Genomic DNA, 14,196 nt, shown 5'->3' with positions numbered 1-14,196 from the left:
TTATCACTTATTTTTCAATAAGAGATGTAAAGAAAACTATATTAGCTTAGCTAATATGTGTTCTTTTTTAAAAACCTTATGTTCATTATAACGAACAACCCTATATAAACACAACACATATTTATTAATATTTTCAGTTATTTTTATTTCTCAATATTATTTAGACTTTTCAGAAAAAATGATGATAATTTATAACTTTTTTCACACTCAAATCATTTAATACTATAAGAAAAAAGAAAAACAAAGAGGTGAGGGCTAACGTTCCCTCACACTCGTATAAATATTACTAGTCTTGCTTATTCGTTCACTCTCTCTTACACCACATTCTTGTTTTCTAGCTGTTTCACTAAAGCAGTTCCTCCGCTTTCTTCTGCTCTTCTAGCTTTTTCTGTTCTTCCGCTTTCTTTTGCTCTTCTACTTTTTTCTGTTCTTCTACTTTCTTCTGTTCTTCTACTTTCTTCTGTTCTTCTACTTTCTTCTGTTCTTCTACTTTCTTCTGTTCTTCGGCTTTCTTTTGTTCTTCTACTTTCTTTTGTTCTTCTACTTTCTTTTGTTCTTCGGCTTTCTTTTGTTCTTCTACTTTCTTTTGTCCTTCCGCTTCAATTGCAACGTTTAATTGTTGCTGAAGAGCCTGAATTTGCTCATCAATAGCTTTCAAGCTAATTTCTTTCTCAATATAGTCACGCTTCTCTTTGATACTGCGAAAGCCTTCATTTACATATATGGACACTTGCTGCATCGACTCATCTTTATTTACCTTTAATTCTTCTTGTATTTGATTGTAAGGAGCTTCTATTTCAGTATATACATTTTGCAGAGCTTCCTTCTCAGCAACAATTTTCTCACGCCCTTGTTGCCATACAGAAATCGCCTGTTTTATTTCTTCAATAGAAGTTGCTTTCGATTTCCCCTTCATCGTTCCATACTCACGCTCAATAAACTGTTTATGTTTCTCAGATTGCTCTTTTAACGTATTAACTGTTTTCGGAAATATAATTGCTGTAGAAAGCGTCGCTTCTACTTTCGTTTCATGAATGAACGCCGCTTCTGTATGCGTCATAATTTGAGATCCTAAATAAAACGTAATAGAACACATACACGGCAATATAAGCATCTTTTTAAAATTACGCGGTCTTTTCAGCATCTTAATCTCTCCCATCGAACATTACGTTCTTTATACAGAACATTATCTATATTATAGTAAAGAACTATTAAAATTGATAGACAAATACTAGAAAAATAGAAAAAGGGCTATCCATGTGATAGCCCTTTTTATTATTATCTTTCTTCACCTGCTGTTTGTTGTGCATCAAACGTCCAATTTAATTGTAACTTATCGCCTTGGAATTGATTTTGATCTTTTCCATTATCAACGAACTCAAATTTCACTTTGAATTTATCAGATTTACCTGCTGAAATACCTTTTTCATCCCAGAACCAAGCCGATAAATCATTATCTACAGCTGTAAGTGTGTCACCTTTTAATTTATCTAAAGTAGTTTGTTTCACAATTGTCTCATGCTTATCTACATTTTTTAAGAATGTTACTTTAATATGTTTACCAAAATCATCTTTATTATCTTTCTTTACATCTTCTACATTATAATCTGTTTTCAGTAGAACCTTTTTAATATCTAAAGAACCTTTATTTTCTAGTTTAAATTCTTTTTCAATTGTATCCCCAGGTTTTAAATTCGATACGTTAACAACTGTTGATGGATTTAATGCTAAATCCAGTGTTCCAGCCGCAAATGTATTGTTTGACACTTCTTTATCACTGAAAAATGCAAATGTTCCTCCACCAACTAAAGCTGCTCCTAATACTGCTGATGTAATACCCATTCCTAATTTTTTCTTTAAAGTCATGTCCATATCCCCTTAATATATATTTGTTAACTTCCTAAACGGAAAGTATAACCAAACGAACTAGACGGATTGTTCTACTTTTTTATCTTTCTTTTCTCCGTCAATGCTACGAATAGCACCAAAAATAGAAATAGCGGAATAACCAAGCAAAAAGACTCCTGGAATAATAAGAAGCAATGCTGCTCCCGCTTTTGAATTCGCATAATTCAGTAAATAACCAACATACGGAACTGTAATATCTGCATACTTTCCAACTACATTTTCTGCAAGTACTGGCTCTAAATCTGGTCCATTGTTGTTATCCCCTTTTGTTTCATACATTACTTTTCCATTTGTATCTTTCACACCGATAATACGGTGAGTGATAATTTTTTGATCTTTCTCTTTAAAGGTAATAACATCACCTTTTTGATATTTAGAACCATCTTTGTTTGGTTCTATTGCAATGATTGATCCTGTTAAAAACGTCGGCTCCATTGATCCTGAAAGAACGCTCTTAAATTGATATCCCATCACTGTCGGATCACCACCGCTTGCTTTTGAAGAAATAACTACAAAAGCTAAAAAAAACATCAATGCAAATAAAACAAATGAGATCGCGTTGCTAATTATCTTCCATATTAATTTCATCGTCTCTCTCCCTCTCCGTTGTTTTATATTATTTGAAGTATGCAATATCCACTTTGTTCTTTAACAAGAACACAAGTAAATGATATAACGAACTTTAAGTTATTGCAATAAGAAAATTTACAATTATTAGTTATTTAAGATATATAAAAAAGACTGTGCCAAAATTTTACACAGTCTTTTTATTAGTAATTTATTTACCTTCTGATTTCATTCCTTTTGTATTTCGGCGCAACACTACATATAAAATTGCTCCAAATAATATAATCGCACCCATCCCAACACTTATTACTTTCACATTTGAGTCTTTTACTTCAGGCATAGTTGTATCTTTTTTAGGCATCGTAAAAGTGACATCTTCTGTTGAAAGAACATTTACCGTCGCAATTGTTTGATTATTTTTCGTAATATCAACTGCACCAACTACCTCACCACGATGTATTCCTTTATGATATAAAGATTCTTTATCTAATGAAGCCGCCCGGAAAATAGTTTTCACATTTTTCCCTTCATCTTTCTTAAGCATAAGCTCCGCACTTTGTTCCAACTCAGAATTAACATCTTTATTTAAATATGTTGTTTTTTGATGCCAATTATGTTTATCAAGCACCATTTGCTTCGTAAATTGACCGAAAGAATATTCCGCCATCTGCTTCAAATCTTCATAAATTTCAGGTCTTTGAGAAGCCATTACTACGCTTATAATACGATTTCCATCTTTCTCATTTAATAAAACAAGTGTATTACGTGCTTCATTCGTAAACCCTGTCTTACCGCCAATGCTATATGGATTTTCAAAAAAATTAGATTTATTAAAAATAGACACCGTCTGCCTAGACGTCGTAACTGTCGTTCTTTTCGTATTCATCGCTTGTAAAATTTCAGGATACTTTTGCACACCCTTCGTAATCATAGCCATATCATACGGCGTCGTATAATGGTTCGGATCATGCAATCCATTCGGTGTTACAAAGTGGCTATCTTTCGCTCCTAATTGCTTCGCTTTCTCATTCATCATATTAGCGAAATTCTCAACACTCCCGCCAATCCGCTCCGCAATCGCATACGACACATCATTCGCACTCAGCACCATTAAAATCATAAGCGCAGTATTTCTATTAATTGTCTCTCCAGGTTGAAACTCAATTTGATAATTACTCTTCTCTTGATCTAATGCTAATTGTGAAAATGTAAATTGATCCTCTGGCTTTGTATGCTCCATGAGTAAAATCGCTGTTAACACCTTCGTCGTACTAGCAGGATATGCTCGGTGATATGCGTTTTTATCATACAAAACATCTCCTGTTTTCGCATCAATTGTCGTTGCAAACTGACTAAAAACATTCGGTCCTTCCGCAGGTGGTGGTGCAACTTGTTCTGGATTTACTCCAATATTCGTCTCAGCACGCAATGTTATGGGCGTCAAAAAAAACGAACAAATAACTGTAATAAAAACCAAAATTTTCTTAAAATTTACCATATGACTCTCCCTTTTCCATTTACTCCTTAACAAAATAATAAATCTACCAATCATATGTAATTTGTATTATATTGGAAGAAATTTCACTATTTTTTACTATATCATACTTTTACGATAAAGAACATAAATATACAATAAAAATAAGAAGGAATTACTCTTTCTTATCCTTCTCATCAATCAACGAATCTATTAACTTTTGACTAGCTTCCTCGGGCGTAATCTCATCTGTTATTCCCATAAACGACCAACCTTTAGAATCGACCCACTCAACAAACTCTTGTAAAAATTCATCATGTGTAACATCCACATCAAGAATCGATCCATTAATCGAAATCGTTCTATTTTTAGACACGCGCATCTTGAACGTTTTTCTTACCATTACAACTTTTCTCCCTCTACTTCTGAATATTTATAAAGTGAAACTTTCATCAACCCTCACGAATCGGACTTTTACGGGCATTCCGACCCGAACCTAACTTCTTTACTTTTGCTGAATTTCGAGGTAAGGGATCTTACTGCCCGCAAATAGCGAGATAAAATAATCATGTATCTCTGTTATACATGATTTTCAGTAAATTGTAAAAAGGATATATTGGCCAATTTAAATAGCAAAAATGAAAATCTCTTACCTACGTAAACGTAATACGACATACAATCGCTCATAAATTATTAAATAAATCCATAAAAATATACACTTTAAAACATAATTGAGTAAGCCATTCTAGTCTTTTGGAAGATATTATCTAAAATAGTATACTAAACGGATAAAGGATATTTGAATAAAGAAACTGAGGCCCTCTATTTAGCTGGATTCTTAAGTTGTAGACTTAAAGACTGATGCCTGAATTCATATTTAATTTCTATTTCTGTACATCATATCGTAAGAAAGAAGGTAGTACTGTGAAAACAACAGAAAATTTTACTGACAGGGCCGATATATATGCAAAATATCGCCCTAGTTATCCTAATGAATATATTGATTACTTGCTTTCAGCTAACCAACTGAAAGGGAATCGGATTGTGGCTGATATTGGTTCAGGTACGGGGATATTTAGCCACCAGCTGCTTGAAAGTGGTTTACATGTTATTGGAGTTGAGCCAAATGATGATATGAGAAAGATGGCTGAGCAATCATTAAAACTATATTCTCGTTTTCAATCCATAAAAGCAACTGCTGAAAATACCACTTTAAAAGAAAATAGTGTAGATTTAGTAACTGTTGCCCAAGCATTTCATTGGTTTGATAAAGAGGCTTTCAAAATCGAATGCCAACGAATTTTAAAACAAAAAGCAAATGTTGCACTTGTTTGGAATAGTAGAGATTTAACTAGTCCACTTATTAAAGAGAATGCAGAAATTTGCCAGAAAACCTGTCCAAACTTTAAAGGCTTTAGCGGTGGAATAGATGAAACTCCAGAAGTATTTAACAACTTTTTTAAAGATGGAAAGTATGATTTTAAAGAATATCAAAATGATTTACTTTTTGATTATGAAGGGTTTTTGGGAAGGAATTTATCAGCATCTTATGCTCCGAAAGAAAATGACGAACAGTATAAAAACTTTATTTTTCTCCTATCAGAGCTATTCGAAAAATACAGTAAAGATGGAAAAATTATTCTCCCGAATTTAACACGAAGCTATCTAGGCAATGTATAAACAGCCTGATACAAAGAGACATTGAACGGAATTAAAACAAGCTTAACCCCTCCCTGAATGTAGAACGAGGTTAGGCTTGTTTTGCATTTTACCACATCAAATTCAAATGACTTTCGTACAATAAAGTAGAATATATTAGAAAACACCTTAAACTGAGGAGGAACTCAATGGCGCGTTGTACGTATTGTAAAACGAAGTGGAAAGTAAAAGATGTATGGTCAATACTCGTGACATTTGAAAAAGATTGTCCGTATTGTTTTGGGAGGCAATATATGTCTAATGATACTTTTCATCAAGCTAACGCCGCTTTACCACTGTTATTTTTATGCCCTTTAATTGTTGATTTAAGCGATGAAAATCCTTTAGATAAATACCGGAAATAATATAACAGCTACATTCAAAAACTACTTTTTACTGAATTTTCTTCTTATCATTATCCCTCCATTACTAGCATAATCGCTTATACTTTCCCTTTTGAAGATTCTGTAGCTCAGCAGGAAGAGCGTCCCCTGGACAAGGTTTATCAATTATGACTTTAATAAACGATGATATATGTATACTGTTAAGCATAAAAAATTAGCATTAAGTTCCACTCAAATATTAATTGAAACCCAACACTACTTGTATTCTGTAATTCAGAATACAAGTAGTGTTTTTTATTATGCATTTTTGCATACAGTATTGTTTTCTCTTGTAAATAGATAATAATGGTATATAATAAAATCAACTTTTTACCAATAAAAGGTAATAAAGAGTAGTGGGATAAGCAAATAACCAAAACGTATTAACAGATTTGCTCTATGTAAATCATGATACATATATGGAATCAAAACTATGAAATTATATGTAGAGGTTAGATTACTACAAGATGAAAGATTCATAGCGAATACACTCGAGAAAAAAAGCGTTCGATTAGATTAATGTTATAAAACTACTTAATGTGATATCTATGGAACGAATTGAGAATATACTTAGGGGGAATTTCAAGTGAAAACATTTAGTAAAGTATTATTAACAGGAGCTTTAGCTTTAGGCGGTTTAACGGTTATGAACATTGAAACACCAAAAGCACATGCTGACGAATGGGATGGTTGTCATTACATTTGTGGTCCTGGTGAAACGGTGAACGGTGTTACAGTTCAGGTACACTCTACACAAGTTACTTTTGGTAACAGCGTAATTGCAAGAATTACAAATGACCGAGCTGAAGAAATTCATTACAATGTCAGCCTTGAAAAGAAATATGGCGATAGATGGGGAGAATTTGAAACCAACTTCCGTTGGCAAAATCAATGGGTCCCAGCTGGAAGCAATGATGAAATTGCAACTTTCACAGGATATGGCGATGATATTTATGAGGATGGAACATATCGTTATAAAGTCGAAATAAAAGGCGCTGACGGTTCTATTGATACAATTTACACAGCAGGAATGACAGTTACAGGACGATAGCTTATGAACAAGCTCCATTATTTATGATTGTATTTTTGAAAATATCATTGATAATTGCGTTGATATTATTATTAAAATAAGCTCTTCGGGGCTTATTTTTTTATACAAAAATTAGAATATAAATATTCAGAAAATTACATCTTTACACCATTAAAGTTTGTTGCTATTATAGGAATACATCAAATGTTACAATACCCAACAAATTGTACAAATCCTCCGATTACACGAATGAAATGAAAATACATTGCTGATGGTAACATTTATAGTTGGGATCCCGTAGCTCAGCAGGGAGAGCGCCACCTTGACAGGGTGGAGGTCGTGAGTTCGAGCCTCTCCGGGGTCATATAAAAAAGAGACACCATATCAACCTTCTACGTGATATAGTGTCTCTTTTTTATCTCATTCAATTACTTCCCACCAAACATCTTCTCCAAAGACTTTGCATTGGCAAACAATACTTCTTTCAAGTTATCGTCAGCAACGATTTTATAGTCGCCATCTTTGTCTTTCTTTAAGTTCAATGTAACTTCGCGAGTTGCCATTGCTGCATCTTTATCCGTTAAGTTTTTGATGATAGTTGAGGTCATTGTTTTTTCGATCGCTTTTTCAGATTGTTCTTTGTCTTCGCTAAATGCGCTAGCGAAGGCCATTGGCATAACTTCTCCCACTGCTTTTGTTACAGCAACGGATAGATCAGCAGATGTAATTTTCACTTTCACTTCTGCTTTGTCATCCTTTTTCGATACTTCTTCTAGCTTTTCAAATTTAAAGTTCTTTGTAATTGCACTTAGCATTGCTTTTGCCTCAGCATCATCTGTTTTTTCATTTAGTTTATTAAATTCCTTGTCACTCTCAACAAATGTACGAGCTTTTTCTATATCACCTTTTTGTATCGCTGTTAAAAATTCTTCTGTAGTATCTTTCGGATTTGCACACCCTGCTAAAACACCTGCTGTTAATCCTACTACCATCATTAATAGCAATAATTTCTTTATCTTTTGCACGCTCATTCTCCTCTTATCTTTTCTAGTAAGTCAGCATCATACAATATTATGAAACTGACATTACAAACATTTTTTAGTATAGCATTTATATGATTCGTTTTCTATTAATTCCCAAAAGATAAAGGGCCTTGCAGCATTCCTACAAGGCCCTCTTCTATCAATCTGTATCCGTAGCACAAATGAACCACATTTTCTGTTCCCTACTATCTAACACCATCCAAGTAACATCCCACGCAACATTGTAAAACCAATCTGTCCAAGGGCGATAGCTTTCGAACACTTTAATATCTTCGTATCGATCTTGGAACATATATTGACATACATTGACTGCTAATTGTTTTGCGATAACTGGTCGTTCCTTAAACCCTTCATATGCTCCGCCCCACAAAATTTGCGCAGCAATGCTACCATCAAGCATAACTGCCAGCTGCTCTTTAAAACGAAACTTATATTTGTCTGATGTATGTATTTTTAACTCTTCTAAGTTATTGATTATGTCTAAAGAGTTGAAGATTCTTCTAAAGAAGTGCTCATGTCCATCTTTCGAATGTGGTATTTCTTTAAAAAAATTTTCGTTATGCACTTTAAAACAGCTTATTATTGTTCCACCAATTAAGTTTTGTTCCTTAAACGTGTTTATAAGTTGCTCAACAGATGAGTCATTCGTGTCTATTTTTTCAAACGTTCCCTCTTTCCATCTCATAACGCCCACTACTCTCTATTAAAAATTTGTTTCTTCATTATAAATAGCAAAATAAAAACCAGCAACTTTAAGGTTGCTGGCTTAGCTCTTATTCATATTCGAAAAAACAATAACAACTGCTCCAAACAAATAATGCCCTACTACCATCCACATACTCCAATCAAAAATCATAAACGATAACCAAAGCGATATATTAATAGCAGTAAATAATAAATATAAAATGAAATCTCTCTTTTGCATTGCTCCTCTATTCATCAAAATGTAAACGGCACCGATAGGAGGAAAAGACAAATATTTTTCTTAACGACCACGAATACTAAATTACTGTCTACAAAAGATTCTCCTTTTCATCACAATACCTGCTTCGACATCGGCCTCACTACCCTATATTCATCACTATAAGCTTCCTTTATGATTAAAGGCGGATATTCACTTTTTTCTTCCTCAATCATTGTGAATACTTCTGTTTTCTCTTGTAATGTATTAGATTCTCTATTTTTAGTAGGTTTTTACTTGTTTTAATTTCCCTTGTTACTTCGCCAAGTTTTCGCCCAACTTCTTCTACTTTGGCAGGTTCATTCGTAACATAATATTCTTGTTCGTCCCATACTAATATAGGTGGCACTTGTTCTCTTTTGTTACATATTATATAAGGAGTACTAGCTACAAGTAGTAGACAAGTTAATAAATAGAAGATAGTTTTTTTATTCATATACTACACTCCTTATCTATCATTTCATTGGATTATATAACATAAGTTATTTACAATAAATGGATTTAATGGTATTTTTTAGGTTGAATAATAAAGAAAAACCTTACCGAAGTAAGGTTCCGTTTTTACATTCTATAGTGACTGACTTATTAAAACGATCATTACAATAATCGCTATAAGCATAACAACTAAACAGGCGATTAATTTATAAAATCCTCGTTTCGTTAACGTCCCGCCTTGAACGTCTTTACGAATAAATAAGAATACAGCTAAAAATAATACAAGCCCAATGCCAAAAGCATACATCATTTGCATATGTTAATCTTCCTTTCTCTCTTCCATCTTAATATCTTTTTGATAAAACAACAAATGAGATAAAAACTGTACTCATTGTAAGTGCCATAAGTATATTTAATAATTCAGTAGCAGAAAGTGTAAGTATTTTTAAGTTTAAGCCGATAGAGAAAAGAAGATAATATGCCGTTAATGCAAAAAAGGTTACAAACATTCCCTTATAACGAATAAGTTTCATTCGCTCGTCTTTTTCTTTAAATTGCGGGTGCAAGTAGCTTAGACAGAAACTCATAATCATAATCCCAAGCAATGGATACGTTATGGTTGGCGGTGCAGAATGCGTCATTATACCTGTTAATATCATAAATCCACTCATAAATAGAAAAATAATCCCCATAATTACAAAGTACTTTTGTGAATAATTCATCCCTATTCCCCCTCTTCTTTTCCTTCATAAATAAATACATGTTCTATCGTTGTCTGAAATGTTTTCGCTATTTCAAATGCTAGCGGAAGTGATGGATCGTATTTCCCTTTTTCAATTGAGATAATGGTTTGTCTGGAAACTCCAAGTTTCTCAGCCAACTTTTCTTGAGATAGTCCAAATTTTTTTCGGTATTCGACCATTTTATTTTCCAAGGAAATTTCTCCCTCCTTCCATATACCGAGTATATATGTAAAGGAAACTTTACGTCAAGTTCCCTTTACATATATTTTGATTATTATTCACGCTATTTATATAGAAGAAACTTTTTTCAATTTCAGCACGTCTATTTTGAAGCGAAACACGGAACACTGTAAATAACTGTTACTATATCTCCTCACTTCTTTTTTTAAAATTTAATATCTCCATATTTGTTTTATCCTTTTAAAATATTTCATTTATTTCTTTATTTCACGAAATACGTTATTTGTTTTACGGTGTTTTTCGTCATATTTATAGAAACTAACTGTTTATGGAGCATTTTTTATGTTTAGCAACTTTTTTTGTAGAAATCCTTCACTTTCCTTTCAATATTTAACACTATCTAAATAAAGTTTACGATAAATTCATAATTTTTTATTTTTTATACTATATTCCGTTATATTGTTGTATAATATCTATGAAAGCGCTTATTATTTCAATATACATAATTCAAACTGATTTTATCGAAACATTCTAACTATTATACCTATATTTAAATGCAACAATTATAGCTATTAGTATAGGCATACCAAATATATCCACCCCATTTTTCTGTAAAATTAATTTATAACATGAAAGATTAACTTGGGTGATAAGTTATTGTGAATGTTTTTTTACAAAACAGATAAGTAATAGTGTTTGGTATTATGTAAATTATTGTAATAACATAAGAGTAAAGAAAACATTTACATTGATTATTGATTCATTACTTATTGAAAAAGAGCAAAATGCACCTTTGTATGGAAAAGGATTATATGCATTGGGAGGTTTAAACAAATGACGAGGAAGAATACAACGACAAACCCTTGGGCCAAGTTCCACGGTCCGAACCTTGGTTATGTTATTGAACAGTATGATCTTTACGTAACTGGAGCAGGTTCTGTTGATCCGGAATTACAAGAGCTTTTTGAAATTTTTGGAGCTCCTTCGTTTCAAGATGATGTCGTAACAGGGGACAACACAGCAACACATTTTTCTCCTCAAAACACAGGTAACATTGAAAAAATTCTTAAAGTCGTTCAACTAGTTGAGCAGATTCGTTCTTTCGGGCACACGTTGGCTCACATCAACCCGATGGAAGATGCTGCAAATGGACAATCTCTTCTTGAGAAAGCAATGAGCGAACTGAGCGATGCTGACTTGAAAGCGATTCCAGCGAAAACAGTATGGCAAGATGCACCAGAAGGTATTCACACTGCACTTGATGTAATTCATAGATTAAAAGACGTTTATACAAAATCTTTAGCTTATGAATTTTCTCATATACAAGATAGTGAAGAACGCGCGTGGTTGCATCAAATGGTGGAATCAAATTCATTGCGTCAACCACTATCAAATAAAAAACGAACTGCTCTTTTAAAACGTTTAACAGCTGTTGAAGGTTTCGAGCAATTCTTGCATAAAACATTCGTTGGGCAAAAACGTTTCTCTATCGAGGGCGTTGATATGCTTGTACCTGTTTTAGATGAAATTGTTCTAGAAGGTGCTAAAAACGGCGTTGAGGATGTCATGATTGGTATGGCTCACCGCGGTCGCCTAAGCGTACTTGCTCACGTATTAGAAAAACCATATAGCCACATGTTTGCTGAGTTCAAACATGCCAAAATAGAAGGCGCAGTGGCTAATTCTGGCTGGACTGGCGATGTGAAATACCACCTAGGTAGAGAACAAGTCGTTAGTAACGAAGAAGTTAGCACTCGCGTGACATTAGCAAATAACCCGAGTCATCTTGAGTTCGTGAATCCTGTAGTAAAAGGTTTCGCACGTGCTGCTCAAGAGAATCGTAAAAAATCTGGTCTTCCAGATCAAGATACTTCAAAATCATTCGTAATTTTAGTTCATGGTGATGCTGCATTCCCTGGTCAAGGTATTGTATCTGAGACACTCAACTTAAGCAGATTGAACGCGTATCAAACAGGCGGAACGATTCATGTTATCGCAAACAATGCAGTTGGTTTTACGACTGACAGCTATGATTCTCGTTCTACGAAATATTCTAGTGACCTTGCAAAAGGTTTCGATATTCCGATTGTTCACGTGAACGCTGATGATCCGGAAGCTTGTCTTGCAGCTGCTAACCTTGCAATTCAATATCGCATGTTGTTCAAAAAAGATTTCTTAATCGATTTAATTGGTTACCGCCGCTACGGTCATAACGAAATGGATGATCCAGCAGTTACGCAACCACAAGTGTACAAAAAAATTAAAAACCATCCAACTGTAAGGGCAATTTATGCAGATCAATTACAAGCTGCTGGTGTTCTAAATGCAGATGAAATTGAAACAATTACACAGTTTATACAAGAGCAATTAAAATCTGACTATGCACAAGTACCACCAGCTGATACGAGCGACGCAACAATTCACGTTAAAGTGCCAGATGTTGTTGCAAAAGGTATTCAGCCAATTGATACTGGTGTTGAGCTTGACTCACTTCGTGCAATTAATGAAGGTCTACTATCTTGGCCAGAAGGCTTTAACGTATATCCGAAAGTGAAGAAAATTCTTGAGCGCCGTAAAGATGCTCTTGAAGAAAATGGTAAAATTGAATGGGCACTTGCTGAATCGTTAGCATTCGCTTCTATTTTACAAGAAGGTACGCCAATTCGTTTAACTGGTCAAGATTCACAGCGTGGTACATTCGCACACCGTCATATCGTATTACACGATACTGATACAAACGAAACATATTCACCATTGCATCGCTTACCAAACATTAATGCATCGTTCTCTGTTCATAACAGTCCGTTATCAGAGGCCGCTGTTGTTGGTTACGAATATGGTTATAACGTATTCGCTCCAGAAACTCTTGTTATGTGGGAAGCGCAATATGGTGACTTCTCAAATACTGCGCAAGCATTATTTGATCAATATGTTTCAGCTGGAAGAGCAAAATGGGGTCAAAAATCTGGCTTAGTTCTCCTATTACCACACGGTTATGAAGGTCAAGGACCAGAGCACTCTAGTGCACGTCCAGAGCGTTTCTTACAGTTAGCTGCTGAGAATAACTGGACAGTTGCAAACTTAACGAGTGCGGCACAATACTTCCATATCCTGCGTCGTCAAGCATCTATCTTAGGAACAGAAGCTGTTCGACCATTAGTATTGATGACGCCGAAGAGTTTATTACGTCACCCACTTACGCTTTCAACTGCTAGTCAGTTAAGCGAAGGACGTTTCCAACCTGCTTTAGAACAAGAAAACCTTGGCATGAAACCAAATAAAGTAAAACGTCTTGTTTTAAGCACAGGTAAAATGGCGATTGACTTAGCAGCAGAAATCGAGTCTGGTAAACATGAGTACAACTTAGACGAAGTTCATGTCGTTCGTATTGAGCAATTGTACCCATTCCCTGCTGAGAAAGTTCAATCTATTATTAAACGCTTTAAAAACTTAGAAGAAATCATTTGGGTTCAAGAAGAACCTCGTAATATGGGTGCATGGCATTACATGGCTCCAATTCTGTTCGAACTTGCTGGAGATAAAGTGAAAACAGGCTACATTGGACGTCCTGATCGCTCTAGTCCATCTGGCGGCGATCCATTCGCTCACAAAGCTGAGCAAGAACTAATTGTTGCACATGCTTTAGATGTGAAGTATAACTTCCGTCAAGATAAACAAGAAATTGAAGTTTACAGCAACTAAAAAGTAACAATGAAGGTTTCTAGCTTGTTCCTTGGGCAGATATTCTGCCCAAGGCCAGGCTAACAAATGGAG

At 34.3% G+C, this 14,196-nt stretch carries 14 protein-coding genes, 1 tRNA gene and 2 pseudogenes; 5 read left to right on the top strand and 12 right to left on the bottom strand.

Annotation, left to right across the window (positions count from 1 at the left end):
• Positions 1 to 346 precede the first annotated feature (346 nt).
• The 5 genes from V6946_RS06845 to V6946_RS06825 form a co-directional block, all read right to left on the bottom strand.
• A complete protein-coding gene (locus V6946_RS06845) occupies positions 347 to 1,144 on the bottom strand; it encodes a DUF4047 domain-containing protein (protein ID WP_406622274.1) in 798 nt (265 codons plus the stop codon).
• Between the two features lie 134 nt (positions 1,145 to 1,278).
• Positions 1,279 to 1,866, bottom strand: coding sequence for a CalY family protein (locus V6946_RS06840; RefSeq protein WP_000172852.1), 588 nt, complete (start codon positions 1,864 to 1,866; stop codon positions 1,279 to 1,281).
• 60 nt (positions 1,867 to 1,926) lie between these two features.
• Complete coding sequence (sipW, locus tag V6946_RS06835) at positions 1,927 to 2,496, bottom strand: signal peptidase I SipW (protein ID WP_366981412.1); 570 nt, start codon at positions 2,494 to 2,496, stop codon at positions 1,927 to 1,929.
• A 190-nt stretch (positions 2,497 to 2,686) separates the two neighbouring features.
• On the bottom strand, positions 2,687 to 3,973 hold the full coding sequence (locus V6946_RS06830; RefSeq protein ID WP_366981410.1) for a D-alanyl-D-alanine carboxypeptidase family protein: 1,287 nt from the start codon (positions 3,971 to 3,973) through the stop codon (positions 2,687 to 2,689).
• A gap of 151 nt (positions 3,974 to 4,124) precedes the next feature.
• Complete coding sequence (locus tag V6946_RS06825) at positions 4,125 to 4,352, bottom strand: hypothetical protein (protein WP_000251856.1); 228 nt, start codon at positions 4,350 to 4,352, stop codon at positions 4,125 to 4,127.
• A gap of 521 nt (positions 4,353 to 4,873) precedes the next feature.
• Between V6946_RS06825 and V6946_RS06820 the strand changes: the two genes are divergently transcribed.
• The 4 genes from V6946_RS06820 to V6946_RS06805 all read left to right on the top strand — a co-directional run bounded on the left by V6946_RS06820 (position 4,874) and on the right by V6946_RS06805 (position 7,424).
• Positions 4,874 to 5,629 (top strand): class I SAM-dependent methyltransferase, encoded by a 756-nt coding sequence (locus V6946_RS06820; RefSeq protein WP_000858661.1) that lies wholly within the window; start codon positions 4,874 to 4,876, stop codon positions 5,627 to 5,629.
• 167 nt (positions 5,630 to 5,796) lie between these two features.
• On the top strand, positions 5,797 to 6,012 hold the full coding sequence (locus V6946_RS06815) for a hypothetical protein (protein WP_000090222.1): 216 nt from the start codon (positions 5,797 to 5,799) through the stop codon (positions 6,010 to 6,012).
• Positions 6,013 to 6,616: 604 nt separating this feature from the next.
• Positions 6,617 to 7,081: a hypothetical protein gene (locus tag V6946_RS06810; RefSeq protein ID WP_000847516.1), complete on the top strand. Its 465-nt coding sequence runs from the start codon at positions 6,617 to 6,619 to the stop codon at positions 7,079 to 7,081.
• A gap of 270 nt (positions 7,082 to 7,351) precedes the next feature.
• Positions 7,352 to 7,424: transfer RNA gene (locus tag V6946_RS06805), tRNA-Val, on the top strand.
• Between the two features lie 64 nt (positions 7,425 to 7,488).
• Here the strand turns inward: V6946_RS06805 and V6946_RS06800 are convergent.
• From V6946_RS06800 to V6946_RS06770, 7 genes and pseudogenes are all read right to left on the bottom strand, one after another.
• A complete protein-coding gene (locus V6946_RS06800) occupies positions 7,489 to 8,085 on the bottom strand; it encodes a hypothetical protein (RefSeq protein WP_001169480.1) in 597 nt (198 codons plus the stop codon).
• Between the two features lie 157 nt (positions 8,086 to 8,242).
• Complete coding sequence (locus tag V6946_RS06795; RefSeq protein ID WP_366981409.1) at positions 8,243 to 8,788, bottom strand: hypothetical protein; 546 nt, start codon at positions 8,786 to 8,788, stop codon at positions 8,243 to 8,245.
• Between the two features lie 81 nt (positions 8,789 to 8,869).
• Positions 8,870 to 9,083: pseudogene (locus V6946_RS06790) on the bottom strand (hypothetical protein).
• A gap of 55 nt (positions 9,084 to 9,138) precedes the next feature.
• Positions 9,139 to 9,500, bottom strand: a pseudogene (locus V6946_RS06785) (hypothetical protein).
• 132 nt (positions 9,501 to 9,632) lie between these two features.
• On the bottom strand, positions 9,633 to 9,815 hold the full coding sequence (locus V6946_RS06780; RefSeq protein WP_001178291.1) for a DUF3976 domain-containing protein: 183 nt from the start codon (positions 9,813 to 9,815) through the stop codon (positions 9,633 to 9,635).
• Between the two features lie 28 nt (positions 9,816 to 9,843).
• A complete protein-coding gene (locus V6946_RS06775; RefSeq protein WP_006916750.1) occupies positions 9,844 to 10,221 on the bottom strand; it encodes a hypothetical protein in 378 nt (125 codons plus the stop codon).
• A gap of 2 nt (positions 10,222 to 10,223) precedes the next feature.
• Positions 10,224 to 10,433 (bottom strand): helix-turn-helix transcriptional regulator, encoded by a 210-nt coding sequence (locus V6946_RS06770; protein ID WP_000428506.1) that lies wholly within the window; start codon positions 10,431 to 10,433, stop codon positions 10,224 to 10,226.
• A gap of 823 nt (positions 10,434 to 11,256) precedes the next feature.
• On the opposite strand from V6946_RS06770, the gene odhA reads away from it, so the two are divergent.
• Positions 11,257 to 14,124 (top strand): 2-oxoglutarate dehydrogenase E1 component, encoded by a 2,868-nt coding sequence (odhA, locus tag V6946_RS06765; RefSeq protein WP_006916763.1) that lies wholly within the window; start codon positions 11,257 to 11,259, stop codon positions 14,122 to 14,124.
• Positions 14,125 to 14,196 lie beyond the last annotated feature (72 nt).

Source organism: Bacillus sp. PPSBB_2 (assembly GCF_045291115.1).
In the GTDB taxonomy this organism is placed as follows: Bacteria; Bacillota; Bacilli; order Bacillales; family Bacillaceae_G; genus Bacillus_A; species Bacillus_A cereus.
Note: the sequence above shows the minus strand (reverse complement) of the source record. Positions and strands in the feature narration are given on the sequence as shown.

Excerpts from the sequence above, each read along its gene's own strand:
- V6946_RS06840 (WP_000172852.1), bottom strand. The coding sequence starts at position 1,866 with ATGACTTTAAAGAAAAAATTAGGAATGGGTATTACATCAGCAGTATTA.
- odhA (WP_006916763.1), top strand. The coding sequence starts at position 11,257 with ATGACGAGGAAGAATACAACGACAAACCCTTGGGCCAAGTTCCACGGT.
- V6946_RS06830 (WP_366981410.1), bottom strand. The coding sequence starts at position 3,973 with ATGGTAAATTTTAAGAAAATTTTGGTTTTTATTACAGTTATTTGTTCG.
- V6946_RS06825 (WP_000251856.1), bottom strand. The coding sequence starts at position 4,352 with ATGGTAAGAAAAACGTTCAAGATGCGCGTGTCTAAAAATAGAACGATT.
- V6946_RS06780 (WP_001178291.1), bottom strand. The coding sequence starts at position 9,815 with ATGCAAATGATGTATGCTTTTGGCATTGGGCTTGTATTATTTTTAGCT.
- V6946_RS06815 (WP_000090222.1), top strand. The coding sequence starts at position 5,797 with ATGGCGCGTTGTACGTATTGTAAAACGAAGTGGAAAGTAAAAGATGTA.
- V6946_RS06775 (WP_006916750.1), bottom strand. The coding sequence starts at position 10,221 with ATGAATTATTCACAAAAGTACTTTGTAATTATGGGGATTATTTTTCTA.
- sipW (WP_366981412.1), bottom strand. The coding sequence starts at position 2,496 with ATGAAATTAATATGGAAGATAATTAGCAACGCGATCTCATTTGTTTTA.
- V6946_RS06795 (WP_366981409.1), bottom strand. The coding sequence starts at position 8,788 with ATGAGATGGAAAGAGGGAACGTTTGAAAAAATAGACACGAATGACTCA.
- V6946_RS06845 (WP_406622274.1), bottom strand. The coding sequence starts at position 1,144 with ATGCTGAAAAGACCGCGTAATTTTAAAAAGATGCTTATATTGCCGTGT.